This is a genomic window from Pseudomonas sp. TE50-2, assembly GCF_040813665.1.
GTDB classification, from domain to species: domain Bacteria; phylum Pseudomonadota; class Gammaproteobacteria; order Pseudomonadales; family Pseudomonadaceae; genus Aquipseudomonas; species Aquipseudomonas soli.
The window spans coordinates 838,483-853,159 of record NZ_JBFNXN010000001.1; the positions used below are offsets into that span (position 1 = coordinate 838,483).

The window sequence follows — 14,677 nt, forward strand, 5'->3', positions numbered from 1 at the left end:
ATGTCATCCCATTGTTTGTTGATCGACAAACAATAGGATCGAATGGCGCTGCCCGTCAATCGCAAATTGGCTAGAATGCGCGTTTCACGTAATCAGGCAGGCGAGCGATGGCAGGGCGACCTCGGGAATTCGACAAGCAACTGGCGCTGCGCAAGGCGATGCGGCTGTTCTGGGAACATGGCTACGAGGGCACTTCGATGTCGGCCCTGGTGTCCACCCTGGGCATCGCCTCCGCGCGCATCTACGCGGCCTTTGGCAGCAAGCAGCAGCTGTTCGAGGAGGCCGTGGCCCTGTACGAATCGGCCGAGGGCGGTTTCGCCGACCACGCCCTGGCCCTGCCGGACATCCACCAAGCCATGGCGCAGATGCTCGAGGCCGCCATCAGCACCTACACCCGCGTCGACGAACCCCGCGGCTGCCTGGTGGTCAGCGCCGCCAGCGGCGTGGCGCCGGATAACCTGGGGGTCCAGCAATGGTTGGCCGGACACCGTCGGCAGCGTACCGAGTCGATCATCAGCCGCCTGCGCGAAGCCCGTGACCAGGGGCAGTTGCCAGCCGAGACGCAGGTCGAGGCTCTCGGCCACTTCTATGCCACCTTCCTCCACGGCATCTCCGTGCAAGCCCGCGATGGCGTGCCGGGCGAGGACCTGCGCGGCGCCAGCCGCCAGGCATTGGCCCTGCTTCCAAACAGGCAGCCTTGACCTTATCGCCGCTCCGCCAAAGCTGTTAGCCTTGCCCTGTTCAGGTCACCACGGACAGCCCATGGCCAACCACAAGATCGAAATCCGCCGGCGCAACGTCGAAAAGATCCTGCAAGCCGCCGAGCAGGTGTTCGCCGACAAGGGCTACGCCGCCACCTCCATGGGCGATATCGCCGAACGGGCGCAGTTGCCGCGCTCCAACCTGCACTACTACTTCAGCACCAAGGACGACCTGTACCGCGCCGTGCTGCAGGACCTGCTGGATGTCTGGAAGCAGGATGCCCTGTGCTTCGAGCACTTCGACGACCCGCGGGTGGTACTGACCAGCTACATCCGCGCCAAGATGGGCCACTCGCGCTCGCGGCCGCTGGGCTCGAAGATCTGGGCCGAGGAGATTCTCCACGGCGCCCCGCTGCTGAGCCCCAGCCTGGACGAGATCCTGGTGCCATGGGCGCAGCTCAAGCAGGCGAAGATCCGCAGCTGGGTCGAAGACGGACGCATCCTGCCGGTGGAGCCGTCGGCGCTGCTGTACATGATCTGGGCGGCGACCCAGCACTACGCCGACTTCGGTTTCCAGGTCACCCTGCTCAATGACGGTGAGCCGCTGTCGGACATGGCATTCGAGCAAGCGGTGCAGACGGTGACCGGCGTCATCCTGCGCGGCATTGGCCTGGAGCCCTGAGCGGCACCCTCAGCGCCCGAGGTGCTCGCACAAGAAATCGATGAACACCCGGGTCTTGTGCGGCACATGGCTGCTGTTCGGGTACACCACGCTGATCGGCTGCCTCGGCAGGCTGTAGTCCGGCAGTACCCGCCGCAGGGTGCCGTCAGCCAGGTCCTGCTCGACCAGCCAGGCCGGCAGCACCGCTACGCCCAGGGCGGCGCGGGCCATCGCCCGGATGGCGTGGGACGCATTGGACTGGTAGGCCGCCCGGCCGACAACGCTTGCACTCCCCGCCTGCGCGCTGTGCAAGGTCCAGGCGGTCGGGCCCTGCAGGTTGCTGTTGGCAATCCAGGGTGTGTCCGTCAGTTCCTCGGGCCGTTCGATGGCATGGCGCGCGAGAAAGGCCGGGGCAGCCACCAGCACAATGTCGTACTCGGCCAACTGGCGACTGCGCAGGTTCGAGTCCGGCAACGCGCCAAGGCGCACCACCAGGTCGAGCCGCTCGGCAATCAGGTCGCTCAGCGACGAGTCGGTATCGTAGCTGAGCGACAACGCCGGGTAGCGCTCGGCGAACAGCGGGATCAGCGGCAGGATGAAGCGCTCGCCGTACTCCCCGGTGGTGCTGATGCGCAGCTTGCCCGATAGGCCGTTGTGCCGGCGCAGCACACTGTCGAAGGCACCTTCGACATCGCTGACGATCACCTTGAAGTCTTCATAGAAACTTTGGCCGGTTTCGGTCGGGGCGATGGCGCGGGTGCTGCGCGCCAGCAGCGTCACCCCCAGGGCCTGCTCCAGCGCCTTGACGTGCTGGCTGGCCATGGCTTTGCTGATGCCGAGAAAGTCCGCCGCCTTGGTGAAGGAGCCGAAGTCGACCACCGCCAGAAACGTCTGCACCCGGTTGAGCTGGGTGTGGAGGGTCGTACGCAGCATTGTTCATTTCCATCAAACAGAGTTTCAAGGGTAGCGACATCGACAGGGCCAGTCCACGCACCTAGTCTGCGCCCCGAAAAGGAGTGGCAATGACGTACCGGTATCGCGTGGCAACGATTTTCCTGATGGGTTTTTTCATCGACTGCATCAACCTGTTCATGCCGACCGTGGCGTTGCCACGGATCGCGGCCGAGTTCGCCATTGGCAACGCCAGCAGCGCGTGGGTCGGCAATGCCTATATGCTCGGGCTGACCCTGGCCGTGCCGGTGAGCACCTGGCTGGCCAATCGCTGGGGCGCGCGGCGGCTGTTGAGTGCCGCCATGCTGGCATTCAGCGTGGCGGTGTGGGGCTGCGGCGAGGCGCAGAGCTTTGCCGCGTTGATTGCCTGGCGCCTGGTCCAGGGCATGGCCGGTGGCTTGCTGATCCCCGTGGGGCAGGCGCTGACCTTCGAACGCTTCCAGGGCCCGGAGCGCGCCCGTGTGTCCACTCTGGTGATGGCCGTTGCGCTGCTGGCGCCGGCGCTGTCACCCACCCTTGGCGGGTTGATCGTCGACCATGGCCGCTGGCCGTGGGTCTTCCACAGCAATATTCCGCTGGCCCTGCTGACGGCGGCGCTGGCCTGGGCCTGGCTTGACCAGGCACCGGGCCCGACAGCGCCACGCCCGGACTTCAAGGGATTGCTGCTGGTCAGCGCCACCCTCGCCTGCCTGCTGCTGGGCCTGTCGCTGTATGGTGCCGGCCATGGCGCCCTGCTGGCCATCGCCTGCCTGCTGGCAGGTGTGTCCTGCGCCCTGCTGTACCGCGCCCATTACCAACGCGCGGCGGCTGGCATCGTCGAGCTGAAGCTGCTCGCCAGTCCGCGCCTGCGGGTCTCGATGCAGGTCTACCATGCGATCCCCGGCGTGTTTACCGGGGTCAACCTGTTGAACATCTTCTATCTGCAGGATGTGCTGCAACTGAGCGCCCAGGCCACCGGCCTGTTCATGCTGCTCTACGCCGCCGGGGCCTTCGCCGCCATGTTGCTGGCCGGCCGCCTGTACAACCGCGTCGGTGCCGCCCGCCTGTTGCTGCTCGGCATGCTCCTGCACAGCCTGGGTATCTGCCTGCTGGTCATGGTCGACACCCCGACGGACAACGCCGTACTGATGGCGGCCTACGGCCTCATGGGCATCGGCGGCGGCATCGGCGCCAACACCGCCCAGACCACCGCGCTGCTCGACTTCAGCGGCGAGCGGATGCAGCAGGCCAGCGTGCTGTGGAACCTCAATCGACAGATGGCCTTCAGCATCGGCGCCGCCTTGCTGCTGATGATCTTCAACCTGTTGCTGGTGGGCCTGAGCACGCCGGACGCCTATCACCTGACCTTCAGCCTGGCCGCGCTGCTCGGGCTGACGCCCCTGATGACACTGCACACACTACCCCCGGAGAACCCTCGCCATGCCTGACCACGCGATTGCCCGCGCCGAACGCAGCATTCATCACGTCCATGAGCTGATCCACAGAATCTTCACCCGCCCAGCGGCCGAGACCCAGGCAGTGCTCGGCGGGCTGATGGCGGTGTTCGCCGATGATTTCAGCATGGTCGGCACGGCGGGCACGGTGGTGACCCGCGCACAGGTGGAGCAACTGTTCAGCCGGGCGGCCGGCGCACGGCCAGGGCTGGAAATCGTCGTCAGCGACGTCCAGGTGGTATGGCAGGCCGGGGTGAACGTGGCAGTACGCTACAAGGAAACCCATCGATTACAAGGTGGGGTGCAGGCACGCTGGTCACTGGCACTGCTGGAGTGCAGCAACCGCGGCGTGGTGTGGCGCTGCCTGCACGAGACCGCAATCAGCTGACGCGGAGCTCGAGCAGGCGTCACCGCTGCCGAGGCGTGTTTATCGCCCTCCTCCTCAACTCGCCTCGCGATAGGGGTTGCGCGGATCCTGGGTCCAGTTCATGTACGGCTTGCCGGTGTCCTGCGCCTGCATGTCGATGCAACCTTCCACCGGGCAGGTGATCTGGCACAGGTTGCAGCCCACGCACTCGGCCTCGATCACACTGTAGGCGTGGGTGCCGTCGGCCTTCAGGGTGCTGGCGATGGCCTGGTGCGAGGTGTCCTCGCAGGCGATGTGGCAGCGCCCGCAGCCGATGCAGGCGTCCTGGTCGATCTGCGCCACCGACTTGTAGTTGATATCCAGGTACTTCCAGTCGGTGGTATGCCCCACGGCCTGGCCACGAAACGCCTCGAGGCTGCGGTGGCCATGCTGGTCCATCCAGCGCGCCAGGCCGTCCTGCATGTCTTCGACGATGCGAAAGCCATGCAGCATCGCTGCGGTGCACACCTGCACCGCGCCACTGCCCAGGGCGATGAACTCGGCGGCGTCGCGCCAGGTGCCGATACCGCCGATGCCGCAGATCGGCAGCCCGCGAGTCTCGGGGTCGCGGGCGATCTCGGCGACCATGTTCAGGGCGATCGGCTTGACCGCCGACCCGCAGTAGCCGCCATGGGTGCTCTGGTCGCCGACGATGGGGTGGGCAACCATGCGGTCCAGGTCGACACTGGTGATCGAGTTGATGGTGTTGATCAGCGACACCGCGTCCGCCCCGCCCCGGTGCGCGGCGCGCGCCGACTGGCGGATGTCGGTGATATTGGGGGTGAGCTTGACGATCACCGGCAGCGTGCAATGGGTCTTGCACCAGCGGGTGACCATTTCCACATACTCGGGCACCTGGCCGACGGCGGCGCCCATGCCACGCTCGGGCATGCCGTGGGGGCAGCCGAAGTTGAGCTCGATGCCGTCGGCGCCGGTGGCTTCCACCAGCGGCAGGATGAACTTCCAGGATTCTTCGACGCACGGCACCATCAGCGACACGATCAGCGCACGGTCGGGCCAGTCCTTCTTCACCTGGGTGATCTCGCGCAGGTTGATCTCCAGCGAGCGGTCGGTGATCAGCTCGATGTTGTTGATGCCCTGCACCTGGCGGTTGGCGCCGTAATGCGCCGAGTAGCGCGACGACACGTTGACCGCCGCCGGGTCCTCGCCCAGGGTCTTCCACACCACCCCGCCCCAGCCGGCCTCGAAGGCGCGGACCACGTTATAGGCCTTGTCGGTAGGGGGCGCGGAGGCCAACCAGAATGGATTGGGTGCCTTGATGCCGGCGAATACGATGGATAAGTCGGCCATTTACGCAGCCTCCACGTTGAGCATGAGTTGGGCATGGATGGCTTCGGCGGCCAGCTTGCCATGTTGCACGGCCTGGACGGTGAGGTCCTGGCCCAGCGCGGTGCAGTCGCCACCGGCATAGATGCCGGGGATGGAGGTGCGCATGTGCGCGTCCACCTGGATGCGCTCACCGTCGCGGTCCAGTTGCGCCGCCAGCGGATCGCAGAGGCTTTGCTCATCGAAGCGCTGGCCGATGGCCTTGAAGATCGCGTCGGCGGCCAGCTCGAAGGTTTCGCCGGTATCGCCCAGGCGTCCGTCGATCAATTGCGTGCGCGCGAAGCGCATGCCGCGCACGCGCCCGGCATCATTCAGCAGCACGGCATCTGGCCGGGCCCAGGTGTGCAGGCGTACCTGGTTGTGCTTGGCAATTTCCTGCTCATGGCCGGTGGCGCCCATGTCGGCTTCGCCCCGGCGATACACCAGGTTGACGTCGCGGGCGCCCAGGCGGCTCATCTGCACGGCCATGTCGATGGCGGTGTTGCCAGCGCCGAGCACCAGGCAGCGGTCAGCCAGCGGCAGCTGGGTGAGGTCGTCAGCCTGGCGCAGTTCACGGATATAGTCGGTGGCGGCAAGCAAGCCCGGCGCGTCTTCGTCCGCCAAGCCCAGCTGGCGCACGGCCCCCAGGCCCAGGCCGAGGAACACCGCGTCGTACTGGCCATGCAGCTCGGCCAGCGACAGGTTGCCGCCCAGGCGCTGGCCATGGCGGATCTCGATTCCGCCGATGCCCAGCAGGAACTCCACTTCACGCTGGGCGTAGTCGTCCACCAGCTTGTAGCGGGCGATGCCGTATTCGTTGAGGCCACCGGCCTTTTCCCGCGCCTCGAAGACCACCACGTCATGGCCGTGCATGGCCAGCCGGTGCGCGCACGACAACCCGGCGGGGCCGGCGCCGACCACGGCGATGCGCTTGCCGCTGGCCGGCGAACGCTGGAACGGATGCTCGGTGAAGTTTGCATGGTCCAGGGCGTAGCGCTGCAATTGGCCGATCAGCACCGGGGCGCACTCCTGGGCGTTGTTGCGCACGCAGGCTTGCTGGCAAAGGATCTCCGTGGGGCAAACCCGGGCACAGCTGCCACCGAGGATGTTGGCCGAGAGAATGCGTTCGGCGGCTCCCTGCAGGTTCTCGTCGCTGATGCGGTGGATGAACGAAGGGATGTCGATTTCACTGGGGCACGCATTGACGCACGGCGCGTCGTAGCAGTACAGGCAGCGCGCGCTCTCGACTGCGGCCTGGCGGGCGGTGAGCGGGGGCGCGAGGTCGCTGAAGGCCTCGGCCAGCTGGTCGGCGCCGGCGCGGGGGCGCGGCAAGTGGTTCAGGGCATCGATCACGGTTGTAGCCTCTCTCGTTTTTATTGGAGGCGGCGGTGGTCAGGCGCCGGTCCGTTCTGGGGGATGGCAGTCAACAGGAGCATGTGTGTTGTTATCAGGGGGCGCCTTGCGCCCTATCGCCGGCAAGCCGGCTCCCACAGGTTGTGCATTCAGCAGCCACGACGCGCTGTCTGTGGGAGCCGGCTTGCCGGCGATAGGGCTGTGCGGCAGCCCCAACTGCTTCAGCGCTGAACCGGCGTCGGTTTCTGCCGTTCGGCACGCCGCTCCAGCACCTCGTACACCGACGGATAGGCCGGGCGCTCCACGTAACGCCCCGCGCCCGGCTCGGCGCGCAGGTCGCCATCGGCCCAGAGCACCTTGCCCTGGCTGATGGTGTGGCTGGGGATGCCACGCACGGTGCGGCCTTCGAAGATGTTGAAATCGACCCGCTGGTGGTGGGTCTGGGCGCTGATGGTGCGGCTGCCCTGCGGGTCCCACAGCACCAGATCGGCGTCGGCGCCGACACGGATCGCGCCCTTGCGCGGGAACAGGTTGAAGATCTTCGCGGTGTTGGTGGAGGTCAGCGCGACGAACTCGTGCATCGACAGGCGCCCGCTGTTCACCCCGGCGTCCCACAGCACCGCCATGCGGTCCTCGATGCCGGCGGTGCCATTGGGGATCCGGCTGAAGTCGTTGCGGCCCATGGCCTTCTGCTCGGCGCAGAAGCAGCAATGATCAGTGGCCGTGGTGTGCAGGTTGCCCGACTGCAGGCCACCCCACAGCGCCTCCTGGTGCTCGCGCGGGCGGAATGGCGGGCTCATCACATAGCCCGCGGCGGTGGCCCAGTCCGGATCACGGTAAACGCTGTCGTCGAGCAGCAGGTGCCCCGGCAGCACCTCACCGTACACCGGCTGGCCCTTGGCCCGGGCATAGGTGATCTCGTCCAGCGCCTCGCGGCTGGAGACATGCACCAGATACAGCGGCGTGCCCAGGGTTTCGGCGATACGGATGGCGCGGCTGGCGGCCTCCCCTTCGACCTGGGACGGACGCGACAGCGGGTGTGCCTCGGGGCCGGTCAGGCCCTGGGCGAGCAATTTTTGCTGCAGGTGATAGACCAGCTCGCCGTTTTCGGCGTGCACCGTGGGCACCGCGCCCAGTTGCAGGCAGCGTTCGAAGCTGGCCACCAGGGTGTCGTCGGCGGCCATGATCGCGTTCTTGTAGGCCATGAAATGCTTGAAGCTGTTCACCCCATGCTGGGCGACCAGCTCGCCCATCTCCTCGGCGACCTGCTCGCTCCACCAGGTGATGGCGACGTGGAAGCCATAATCGCTGGCACTCTTCTGCGCCCAGCCGCGCCAGGTGTGGAAGGCCTCGAGCAGCGACTGCTGCGGATTGGGGATGACGAAGTCGATGATCGAGGTGGTGCCCCCGGCCAGGCCAGCGGCAGTGCCGCTGAAGAAGTCCTCGCTGGCCACCGTGCCCATGAACGGCAGCTGCATGTGGGTGTGCGGGTCGATGCCGCCGGGCATCAGGTACTGGCCACTGCCGTCGAGGATCTCGCAGTCGGTGGGGGCTTCGAGGTCTTTGCCGATGGCGCGGATCAGGCCATCGGCACACAGGACATCGGCGGGGTAGCTCTCTTCATGGGTAACCACGGTGGCGCCACGGATCAACAGGGACATGCCGTCTTCCTCGCAGGCTGACCGGTCTTCTGGCCGGTTCTTGGAATTGTGTTGGCCGGGCGCTGGAGGTGATTTCATCAATCCTGTCAGGCCTGACAAGAATCGAGGCTAGTATCTGATCGGATATTGATCAAGAAAAAATATAAGCAACCATTAAAAACACTAAATCATTGATTTTTAATGATTTATTTAACAGTTCACCAAAAAGTTACACCCCCTCACCATTTTGACGCACTTGACAGGAAGCCAAATTGGTCAAGATTTTCTACGCAAAATCAGGTGTTTGTTTCCTGGCTGGATGGCGCAGGCCGCGCCGGTGGTTTTCCAGGTTGCACCCGTTTGAATCACGCGGGTGATGGACCGGCCAGACAGACGGCATGCGCGGGCGCTCCCGCTTCGCCTGCCGTGTTGATGAATGCCTTTGCAGGTCAGTGAGTTACCTCCGGTCGGCGGCGGCCCGCCGGGAAGGCGCGGGCTTTCCCGGCACGTTTGTTGAAAACGCAGGCCACAACCGCCTGGCCGGGCCGGAGGTGCAGTACTGGTGGTGTGTGTACTCCGGCCATCGCGTCAGCCCGATGAGCGACAACTACAAGAAAAAAGACCTGGAGAACCCCATGCAACAGAGCAGATCGCAAGTGGTCGAGCAGCATGGCCTGTACGAGCTCGACGCCGGCAGCGACGTCCTCGACAGCCCTCGCTACAACCACGACATCGCCCCGACCAAGGTGCACCAGCGCACCTGGAACAAGTGGCACATCACCGCGTTGTGGGTGGGCATGTCCATCTGCGTGCCCACCTACACCCTCGGTGGCGTGCTCACCGCCTACTTCGGCCTGAGTGTGGGCGAGGCGCTGCTGGCGATCCTGCTGGCCAACCTCATCGTGCTCATCCCGCTGACCCTCAACGCCTTCCCCGGCACCAAGTACGGCATCCCATTCCCGGTGCTGCTGCGCGCCTCGTTCGGCATCTTCGGCTCCAACGTGCCGTGCCTGATCCGCGCCGTGGTGGCCTGCGGCTGGTTCGGTATCCAGACGATGTTCGGCGGGCTGGCCATCCACCTGTTCCTGGGTTCGCTATTTCCCGAGTGGAAGGCACTGGGCGGCACTGGCGAGGTGATCGGCTTCATGCTGTTCTGGTCGCTGAACCTGTGGGTGGTGCTGCGCGGCGCCGAGTCGATCAAGTGGCTGGAGACACTCTCTGCCCCCCTGCTGGTGGCGGTCGGTGTCGGCCTGTTGTTCTGGGCGCTGCCGCACATGTCGATGAGCGAGCTGCTGGCGCAGCCGCCCAAACGCCCCGAAGGCGCCAGCGTGGTCAGCTACTTCTGCGCCGGGCTCACCGCCATGGTCGGTTTCTGGGCCACGCTGTCGCTGAACATCCCCGATTTCAGCCGCTATGCGAAAAGCCAGAAGGACCAGATTCTCGGGCAGATCTTCGGCCTGCCGCTGACCATGTTCCTGTTCGCCGCCCTGGGCGTGATCATGACCGCCGCCTCCGCCTCGCTGGTGGGCCAGACGGTGTCCGACCCGGTGAGCCTGATCGGCCATATCCAGAGCCCCGGCTGGGTGGCCCTGGCCATGGCGCTGATCATCATCGCGACGCTGTCGACCAACACCGCGGCCAACATCGTCTCGCCCACCAACGACTTCCAGAACATCGCCCCGCGCCTGATCGGGCGCAGCCGCGCGGTCTGGCTGACCGGCTTCATCGGCCTGGCGCTGATGGGCCACGAGCTGCTCAAGAAGCTTGGCTGGATCGTCTCCGACCTGAGCCTGGAGAGCGTGTACTCCAATTGGCTACTGGGCTATTCCAGCCTGCTCGGGCCGATCGCCGGGATCATGGTGGTGGACTACTTCCTGGTCCGCCGCCAGCAGCTGGACCTCGCCGGGCTGTACCGCGACGACGTGTATCCGGCGTGGAACTGGGCCGGGTTCATCGCCTTCGGCGTACCGGTGGCGCTGACCGTGATGGCCATCGGCAACAGCAGTTTCAGCTGGTTCTACGACTACGGCTGGTTCACCGGTTCGCTGCTCGGCGGCGGGCTCTACTACGCCCTCGGCGGCATCGCGGTGCGCGGCCCGGCGCGGCTGGCCAAGCCGATGCCCTGATGCGCCGCATCGCGGGGCAAGCCCGCTCCCACGTGATGGTAAAAATAACAGCCTGAGGAGACACCCCATGACCACTCCCGCCAAGGAAATCCTGCAATCCAGCCAACGCCACATCGACAGTAACCGCCTGTGGCAATCGCTGATGGAGCTGGCCCGCCTCGGCGCCACGCCCAAGGGTGGCGTATGCCGCCTGGCGCTGACCGATCTCGATCGCCAGGCCCGCGACTTGTTCGTGCAGTGGTGCGAAGCAGCCGGTTGCACGGTGAGCATCGACGCGGTCGGCAACATCTTCGCCCGCCGCCCCGGGCGCAACGCCAAGCTGCCGCCAGTGATGACCGGCAGCCATATCGACACCCAGCCCACCGGCGGCAAGTTCGACGGCTGCTTCGGCGTGATGGCCGGGCTGGAGGTGATCCGCACCCTCAATGATCTCGGCGTGGAAACCGACGCGCCGCTGGAGGTGGTGGTGTGGACCAACGAGGAAGGCTCGCGCTTCGCCCCGTGCATGATGGGTTCGGGGGTGTTCGCCAACAAGTTCACCCTCGAGCAGACCCTGGCCAAGCGCGACGCCCAGGGCGTGAGCGTCGGCGAGGCATTGAACGCCATCGGCTACGCCGGCAGCCGCGCCGTGTCCGGCCACCCGGTCGGCGCCTACTTCGAGGCGCATATCGAACAGGGCCCGATCCTCGAAGACCAGCACAAGACCATCGGCGTGGTGCTCGGCGCCCTCGGCCAGAAGTGGTTCGACCTGACCCTGCGCGGCGTCGAAGCCCACGCCGGCCCCACCCCGATGCACCTGCGCAAGGACGCCCTGGTCGGTGCCGCCGCCGTGGTCGAGGCGGTCAACCGCACCGCCCTCGCCCACCAGCCCCATGCCTGCGGCACCGTCGGTTGCCTGCAGGCCTACCCCGGCTCGCGCAACGTGATCCCCGGCGAAGTGCGCATGACCCTGGACTTCCGTCACCTGGAAGGCCAGCGGCTGGAGTCGATGATCGCCGAGGTGCGCCAGGTGATCGAGGCCACCACGGCCAAGCACGGGCTGGAGTACGACCTGGTGCCCACCGCCGACTTCCCGGCCCTGTACTTCGACAAAGGCTGCGTCGAGGCGGTGCGTGATTCGGCGCGCAACCTGGGCCTGGCGCACATGGACATCGTCAGCGGCGCCGGGCACGACGCAATCTTCCTCGCCGAACTGGGCCCGGCCGGGATGATCTTCGTGCCGTGCGAGGGCGGGATCAGTCACAACGAAATCGAGAACGCCGCCCCCGAGGACCTCGCGGCCGGCTGCGCGGTGCTGCTGCGGGCGATGCTGGCCGCGTCGGAGGCGATTGCCAGCGGGCGGTTGGCGGCGTAGCGATGATCTGCGGGAAACCGCCCAGCCCTTGGGCTGGGCAAGCATCACCTGCGTGGGAGCGGCCGGGCGCCGCTCTCGCAAGGCCACCACCGACGGCAAATCACAACAGCCCCTTCCCGACAGACGGCTTATCGCTATATATTCCGCACCATAACGATAATCCCTCAGGAGCCGTCTTCATGCGTATTCGCTTGCCCTATCTGGCCGCCAGCACCCTTGCCAGCCTGATCTGCCTCAACAATGCCTGGGCCGATGAAGTCCAGGTCGCCGTCGCGGCCAACTTCACAGCGCCCATCCAGGCCATCGCCAAGGATTTCGAGAAGGACACCGGCCACAAGCTGGTCGCTGCCTACGGCGCCACCGGCCAGTTCTACGCACAGATCAAGAACGGCGCGCCATTCGAAGTATTCCTCGCCGCCGACGACAGCACCCCGGCCAAGCTGGAACAGGAAAAGGAAATCGTTGCAGGCTCGCGCTTCACCTACGCCATCGGCACCCTGGCGCTGTGGTCGGCCAAGCCAGGCTATGTCGACGCCAAGGGTGATGTGCTGAAGAAGAACGAGTACAAGCACCTGTCCATCGCCAACCCCAAGGCCGCGCCCTATGGCCTGGCAGCCACCCAGGTGCTGGACAAGCTGAAGCTGACCGAAGCGACCAAGGCCAAGATCGTCGAGGGCCAGAACATCACCCAGGCCTTCCAGTTCGTCTCCACCGGCAATGCCGAGCTGGGCTTCGTCGCGCTGTCGCAGATCTACAAGGACGGCAAGGTCAGCGAAGGCTCGGCCTGGATCGTGCCCGCCGAGCTGCATGACCCGATCCGCCAGGATGCGGTGATCCTCAACAAAGGCAAGGACAATCCGGCCGCCAAGGCCCTGGTCGATTACCTCAAGGGCCCGAAGGCCGCCGCAGTAATCAAGTCCTACGGCTATGAGCTCTGATGCCCCTCGACGCCAGTGACCTGGGTGCCATCTGGCTGACCATCAAGCTGGCCAGTCTCACCACCGCCATCCTCCTGGTGCTGGGCACGCCCATCGCCTGGTGGCTGGCGCGCACCCGCTCCTGGCTGCGCGGGCCGATCGGCGCGGTGGTGGCCCTGCCCCTGGTGCTGCCGCCGACGGTGATCGGCTTCTACCTGCTGCTGGCCCTCGGCCCCCATGGCTGGATCGGCCAGGCCACCCAGGCCCTCGGCCTGGGCAGCGTGGTGTTCAGCTTCACCGGGCTGGTGATCGGCTCGGTGGTGTATTCGATGCCCTTCGTGGTGCAGCCACTGCAGAACGCCTTCGGCGCCATCGGCCAGCGCCCCCTGGAAGTGGCCGCGACGCTGCGCGCCAGCCCATGGGACACCTTCGTCCACGTGGTGCTGCCCCTGGCTCGCCCCGGTTTCATTACCGCCAGCATCCTCGGCTTCGCCCATACCGTCGGCGAGTTCGGCGTGGTGCTGATGATCGGTGGCAACATTCCTGACAAGACCCGCGTGGTCTCGGTGCAGATCTTCGATCACGTCGAGGCCATGGAATACAGCCAGGCCCACTGGCTGGCCGGAGCCATGCTGGTGTTCTCGTTCCTGGTGCTGCTGATGCTCTATGCCGGCCGCCGTGGCAAGACAGGCTGGAGCTGAAATGAGCGCATCGATACAGGCGCGCCTGAAACTGGCGCGTGACGACTTCACCCTGGACGTCGACCTTGATCTGCCCGGTCGCGGCATCAGCGCCTTGTTCGGCCACTCCGGCTCAGGCAAGACCTCCTGCCTGCGCTGCCTGGCCGGCCTGGAACGAGCCGCCAGCGCCTACATCGAAATCAATGGCGAGGTGTGGGAAGACAGCGCCCGCGGACACTTCATCCCCCCGCACCAGCGCCCGGTCGGCTACGTGTTCCAGGAGGCCAGCCTGTTCCCGCACCTGTCGGTGCAAGGCAACCTGGATTTCGGCTGGCGCCGTATTGCCCGCCAGGCCCGCAAGATCAGCCAGGAGCAGGCCTGCCAATTGCTGGGCATCGGCCACCTGCTGGCGCGCAAGCCGGCAACGCTGTCCGGCGGCGAGGCACAACGGGTCGGCATCGCCCGAGCCTTGCTCAGCAGCCCGCGACTGTTGCTGATGGACGAACCCCTGGCGGCCCTCGACAGCGCGCGCAAACGTGAAATCCTCCCGTACCTGGAGCGCCTGCACGACGAACTGGATATCCCGCTGATCTACGTCAGCCATGCCCAGGACGAAGTGGCGCGCCTGGCCGACCACCTGGTCCTGCTCGAACAAGGCAAGGCGGTGGCCAGCGGGCCGATCGGCCAGACCCTGGCCCGCCTGGACCTGCCGTTGGCCCAGGGCGAGGATGCGGGGGTGGTGCTCGAAGGCGTGGTGGTAGGCCACGACCCGCATTATGGGCTGTTCGACCTGCGCCTGCCCGGCACGGAGGGGCAACTGCTGCGGATCGCCCACCCCGCCTTGCAGGTGGGCAGCACCCTGCGCCTGAAGGTCCAGGCCCGGGACGTCAGCCTGGCATTGGCCGCCGACGGCGCGTCGAGCATTCTCAACCGCCTGCCGGTGCGGGTTCGCGAATGCCGCCCGGCGGACAACCCGGCCCATGTGCTGGTCAGCCTGGATGCCGCCGGCAGTGCGCTGCTGGCACGCATCACACGCTATTCGGCGGACCAGCTCGACGTGCGCCCGGGCCAGTTGCTGTGGGCGCAGATCAAGTCGGTGGCGCTATTGGGCTGAGCAATGACGCGGCGG

Annotated in this window: 13 protein-coding genes; 9 read left to right on the forward strand and 4 right to left on the reverse strand. The window is 66.2% G+C overall.

Features of this window, described 5'->3' with window-relative positions; translation table 11 throughout:
- The first annotated feature begins 107 nt into the window (after nt 1–107).
- Complete coding sequence (locus AAHK21_RS03785) at nt 108–701, forward strand: TetR/AcrR family transcriptional regulator (protein WP_367856472.1); 594 nt, start codon at nt 108–110, stop codon at nt 699–701.
- A gap of 61 nt (nt 702–762) precedes the next feature.
- Nucleotides 763–1,383, forward strand: coding sequence for a TetR/AcrR family transcriptional regulator (locus tag AAHK21_RS03790; protein ID WP_023631488.1), 621 nt, complete (start codon nt 763–765; stop codon nt 1,381–1,383).
- A gap of 9 nt (nt 1,384–1,392) precedes the next feature.
- On the opposite strand, the gene AAHK21_RS03795 is transcribed toward AAHK21_RS03790, so the two are convergent.
- The gene (locus AAHK21_RS03795; protein ID WP_367856473.1) at nt 1,393–2,295 is read right to left on the reverse strand and encodes a LysR family transcriptional regulator; all 903 of its coding nucleotides are present in this window, start codon (nt 2,293–2,295) and stop codon (nt 1,393–1,395) included.
- An 89-nt stretch (nt 2,296–2,384) separates the two neighbouring features.
- On the opposite strand from AAHK21_RS03795, the gene AAHK21_RS03800 reads away from it, so the two are divergent.
- Complete coding sequence (locus AAHK21_RS03800; RefSeq protein WP_367856474.1) at nt 2,385–3,740, forward strand: MFS transporter; 1,356 nt, start codon at nt 2,385–2,387, stop codon at nt 3,738–3,740.
- Nucleotides 3,733–4,134 carry a DUF4440 domain-containing protein gene (locus AAHK21_RS03805; RefSeq protein ID WP_046856198.1) on the forward strand — a complete coding sequence of 134 codons (402 nt, stop codon included), beginning with the start codon at nt 3,733–3,735 and terminating at the stop codon, nt 4,132–4,134. The genes AAHK21_RS03800 and AAHK21_RS03805 overlap by 8 nt, the downstream gene beginning before the upstream one ends.
- A 54-nt stretch (nt 4,135–4,188) precedes the next feature.
- On the opposite strand, the gene preA is transcribed toward AAHK21_RS03805, so the two are convergent.
- The 3 genes from preA to hydA form a co-directional block, all read right to left on the reverse strand.
- Nucleotides 4,189–5,463 carry an NAD-dependent dihydropyrimidine dehydrogenase subunit PreA gene (gene preA, locus AAHK21_RS03810; RefSeq protein WP_367856475.1) on the reverse strand — a complete coding sequence of 425 codons (1,275 nt, stop codon included), beginning with the start codon at nt 5,461–5,463 and terminating at the stop codon, nt 4,189–4,191.
- Nucleotides 5,464–6,831 (reverse strand): NAD(P)-dependent oxidoreductase, encoded by a 1,368-nt coding sequence (locus AAHK21_RS03815; RefSeq protein WP_367856476.1) that lies wholly within the window; start codon nt 6,829–6,831, stop codon nt 5,464–5,466.
- 221 nt (nt 6,832–7,052) lie between these two features.
- Nucleotides 7,053–8,492 (reverse strand): dihydropyrimidinase, encoded by a 1,440-nt coding sequence (gene hydA, locus AAHK21_RS03820; protein WP_367856477.1) that lies wholly within the window; start codon nt 8,490–8,492, stop codon nt 7,053–7,055.
- Between the two features lie 614 nt (nt 8,493–9,106).
- Here hydA and AAHK21_RS03825 point away from each other — a divergent pair.
- The 5 genes from AAHK21_RS03825 (at nt 9,107) to modC (ending at nt 14,662) form a co-directional block, all read left to right on the forward strand.
- A complete protein-coding gene (locus AAHK21_RS03825) occupies nt 9,107–10,597 on the forward strand; it encodes an NCS1 family nucleobase:cation symporter-1 (protein ID WP_367856478.1) in 1,491 nt (496 codons plus the stop codon).
- Nucleotides 10,598–10,664: 67 nt separating this feature from the next.
- Nucleotides 10,665–11,951, forward strand: coding sequence for a Zn-dependent hydrolase (locus tag AAHK21_RS03830; protein ID WP_367856479.1), 1,287 nt, complete (start codon nt 10,665–10,667; stop codon nt 11,949–11,951).
- A gap of 179 nt (nt 11,952–12,130) precedes the next feature.
- Entirely contained in the window at nt 12,131–12,889 is a 759-nt protein-coding gene (gene modA, locus AAHK21_RS03835; protein ID WP_367856480.1) for a molybdate ABC transporter substrate-binding protein, read from the forward strand.
- On the forward strand, nt 12,889–13,569 hold the full coding sequence (gene modB / locus AAHK21_RS03840; RefSeq protein ID WP_367856481.1) for a molybdate ABC transporter permease subunit: 681 nt from the start codon (nt 12,889–12,891) through the stop codon (nt 13,567–13,569). The genes modA and modB overlap by 1 nt, the downstream gene beginning before the upstream one ends.
- A 1-nt stretch (nt 13,570) precedes the next feature.
- Nucleotides 13,571–14,662 carry a molybdenum ABC transporter ATP-binding protein gene (gene modC / locus AAHK21_RS03845; RefSeq protein ID WP_367856482.1) on the forward strand — a complete coding sequence of 364 codons (1,092 nt, stop codon included), beginning with the start codon at nt 13,571–13,573 and terminating at the stop codon, nt 14,660–14,662.
- Nucleotides 14,663–14,677 lie beyond the last annotated feature (15 nt).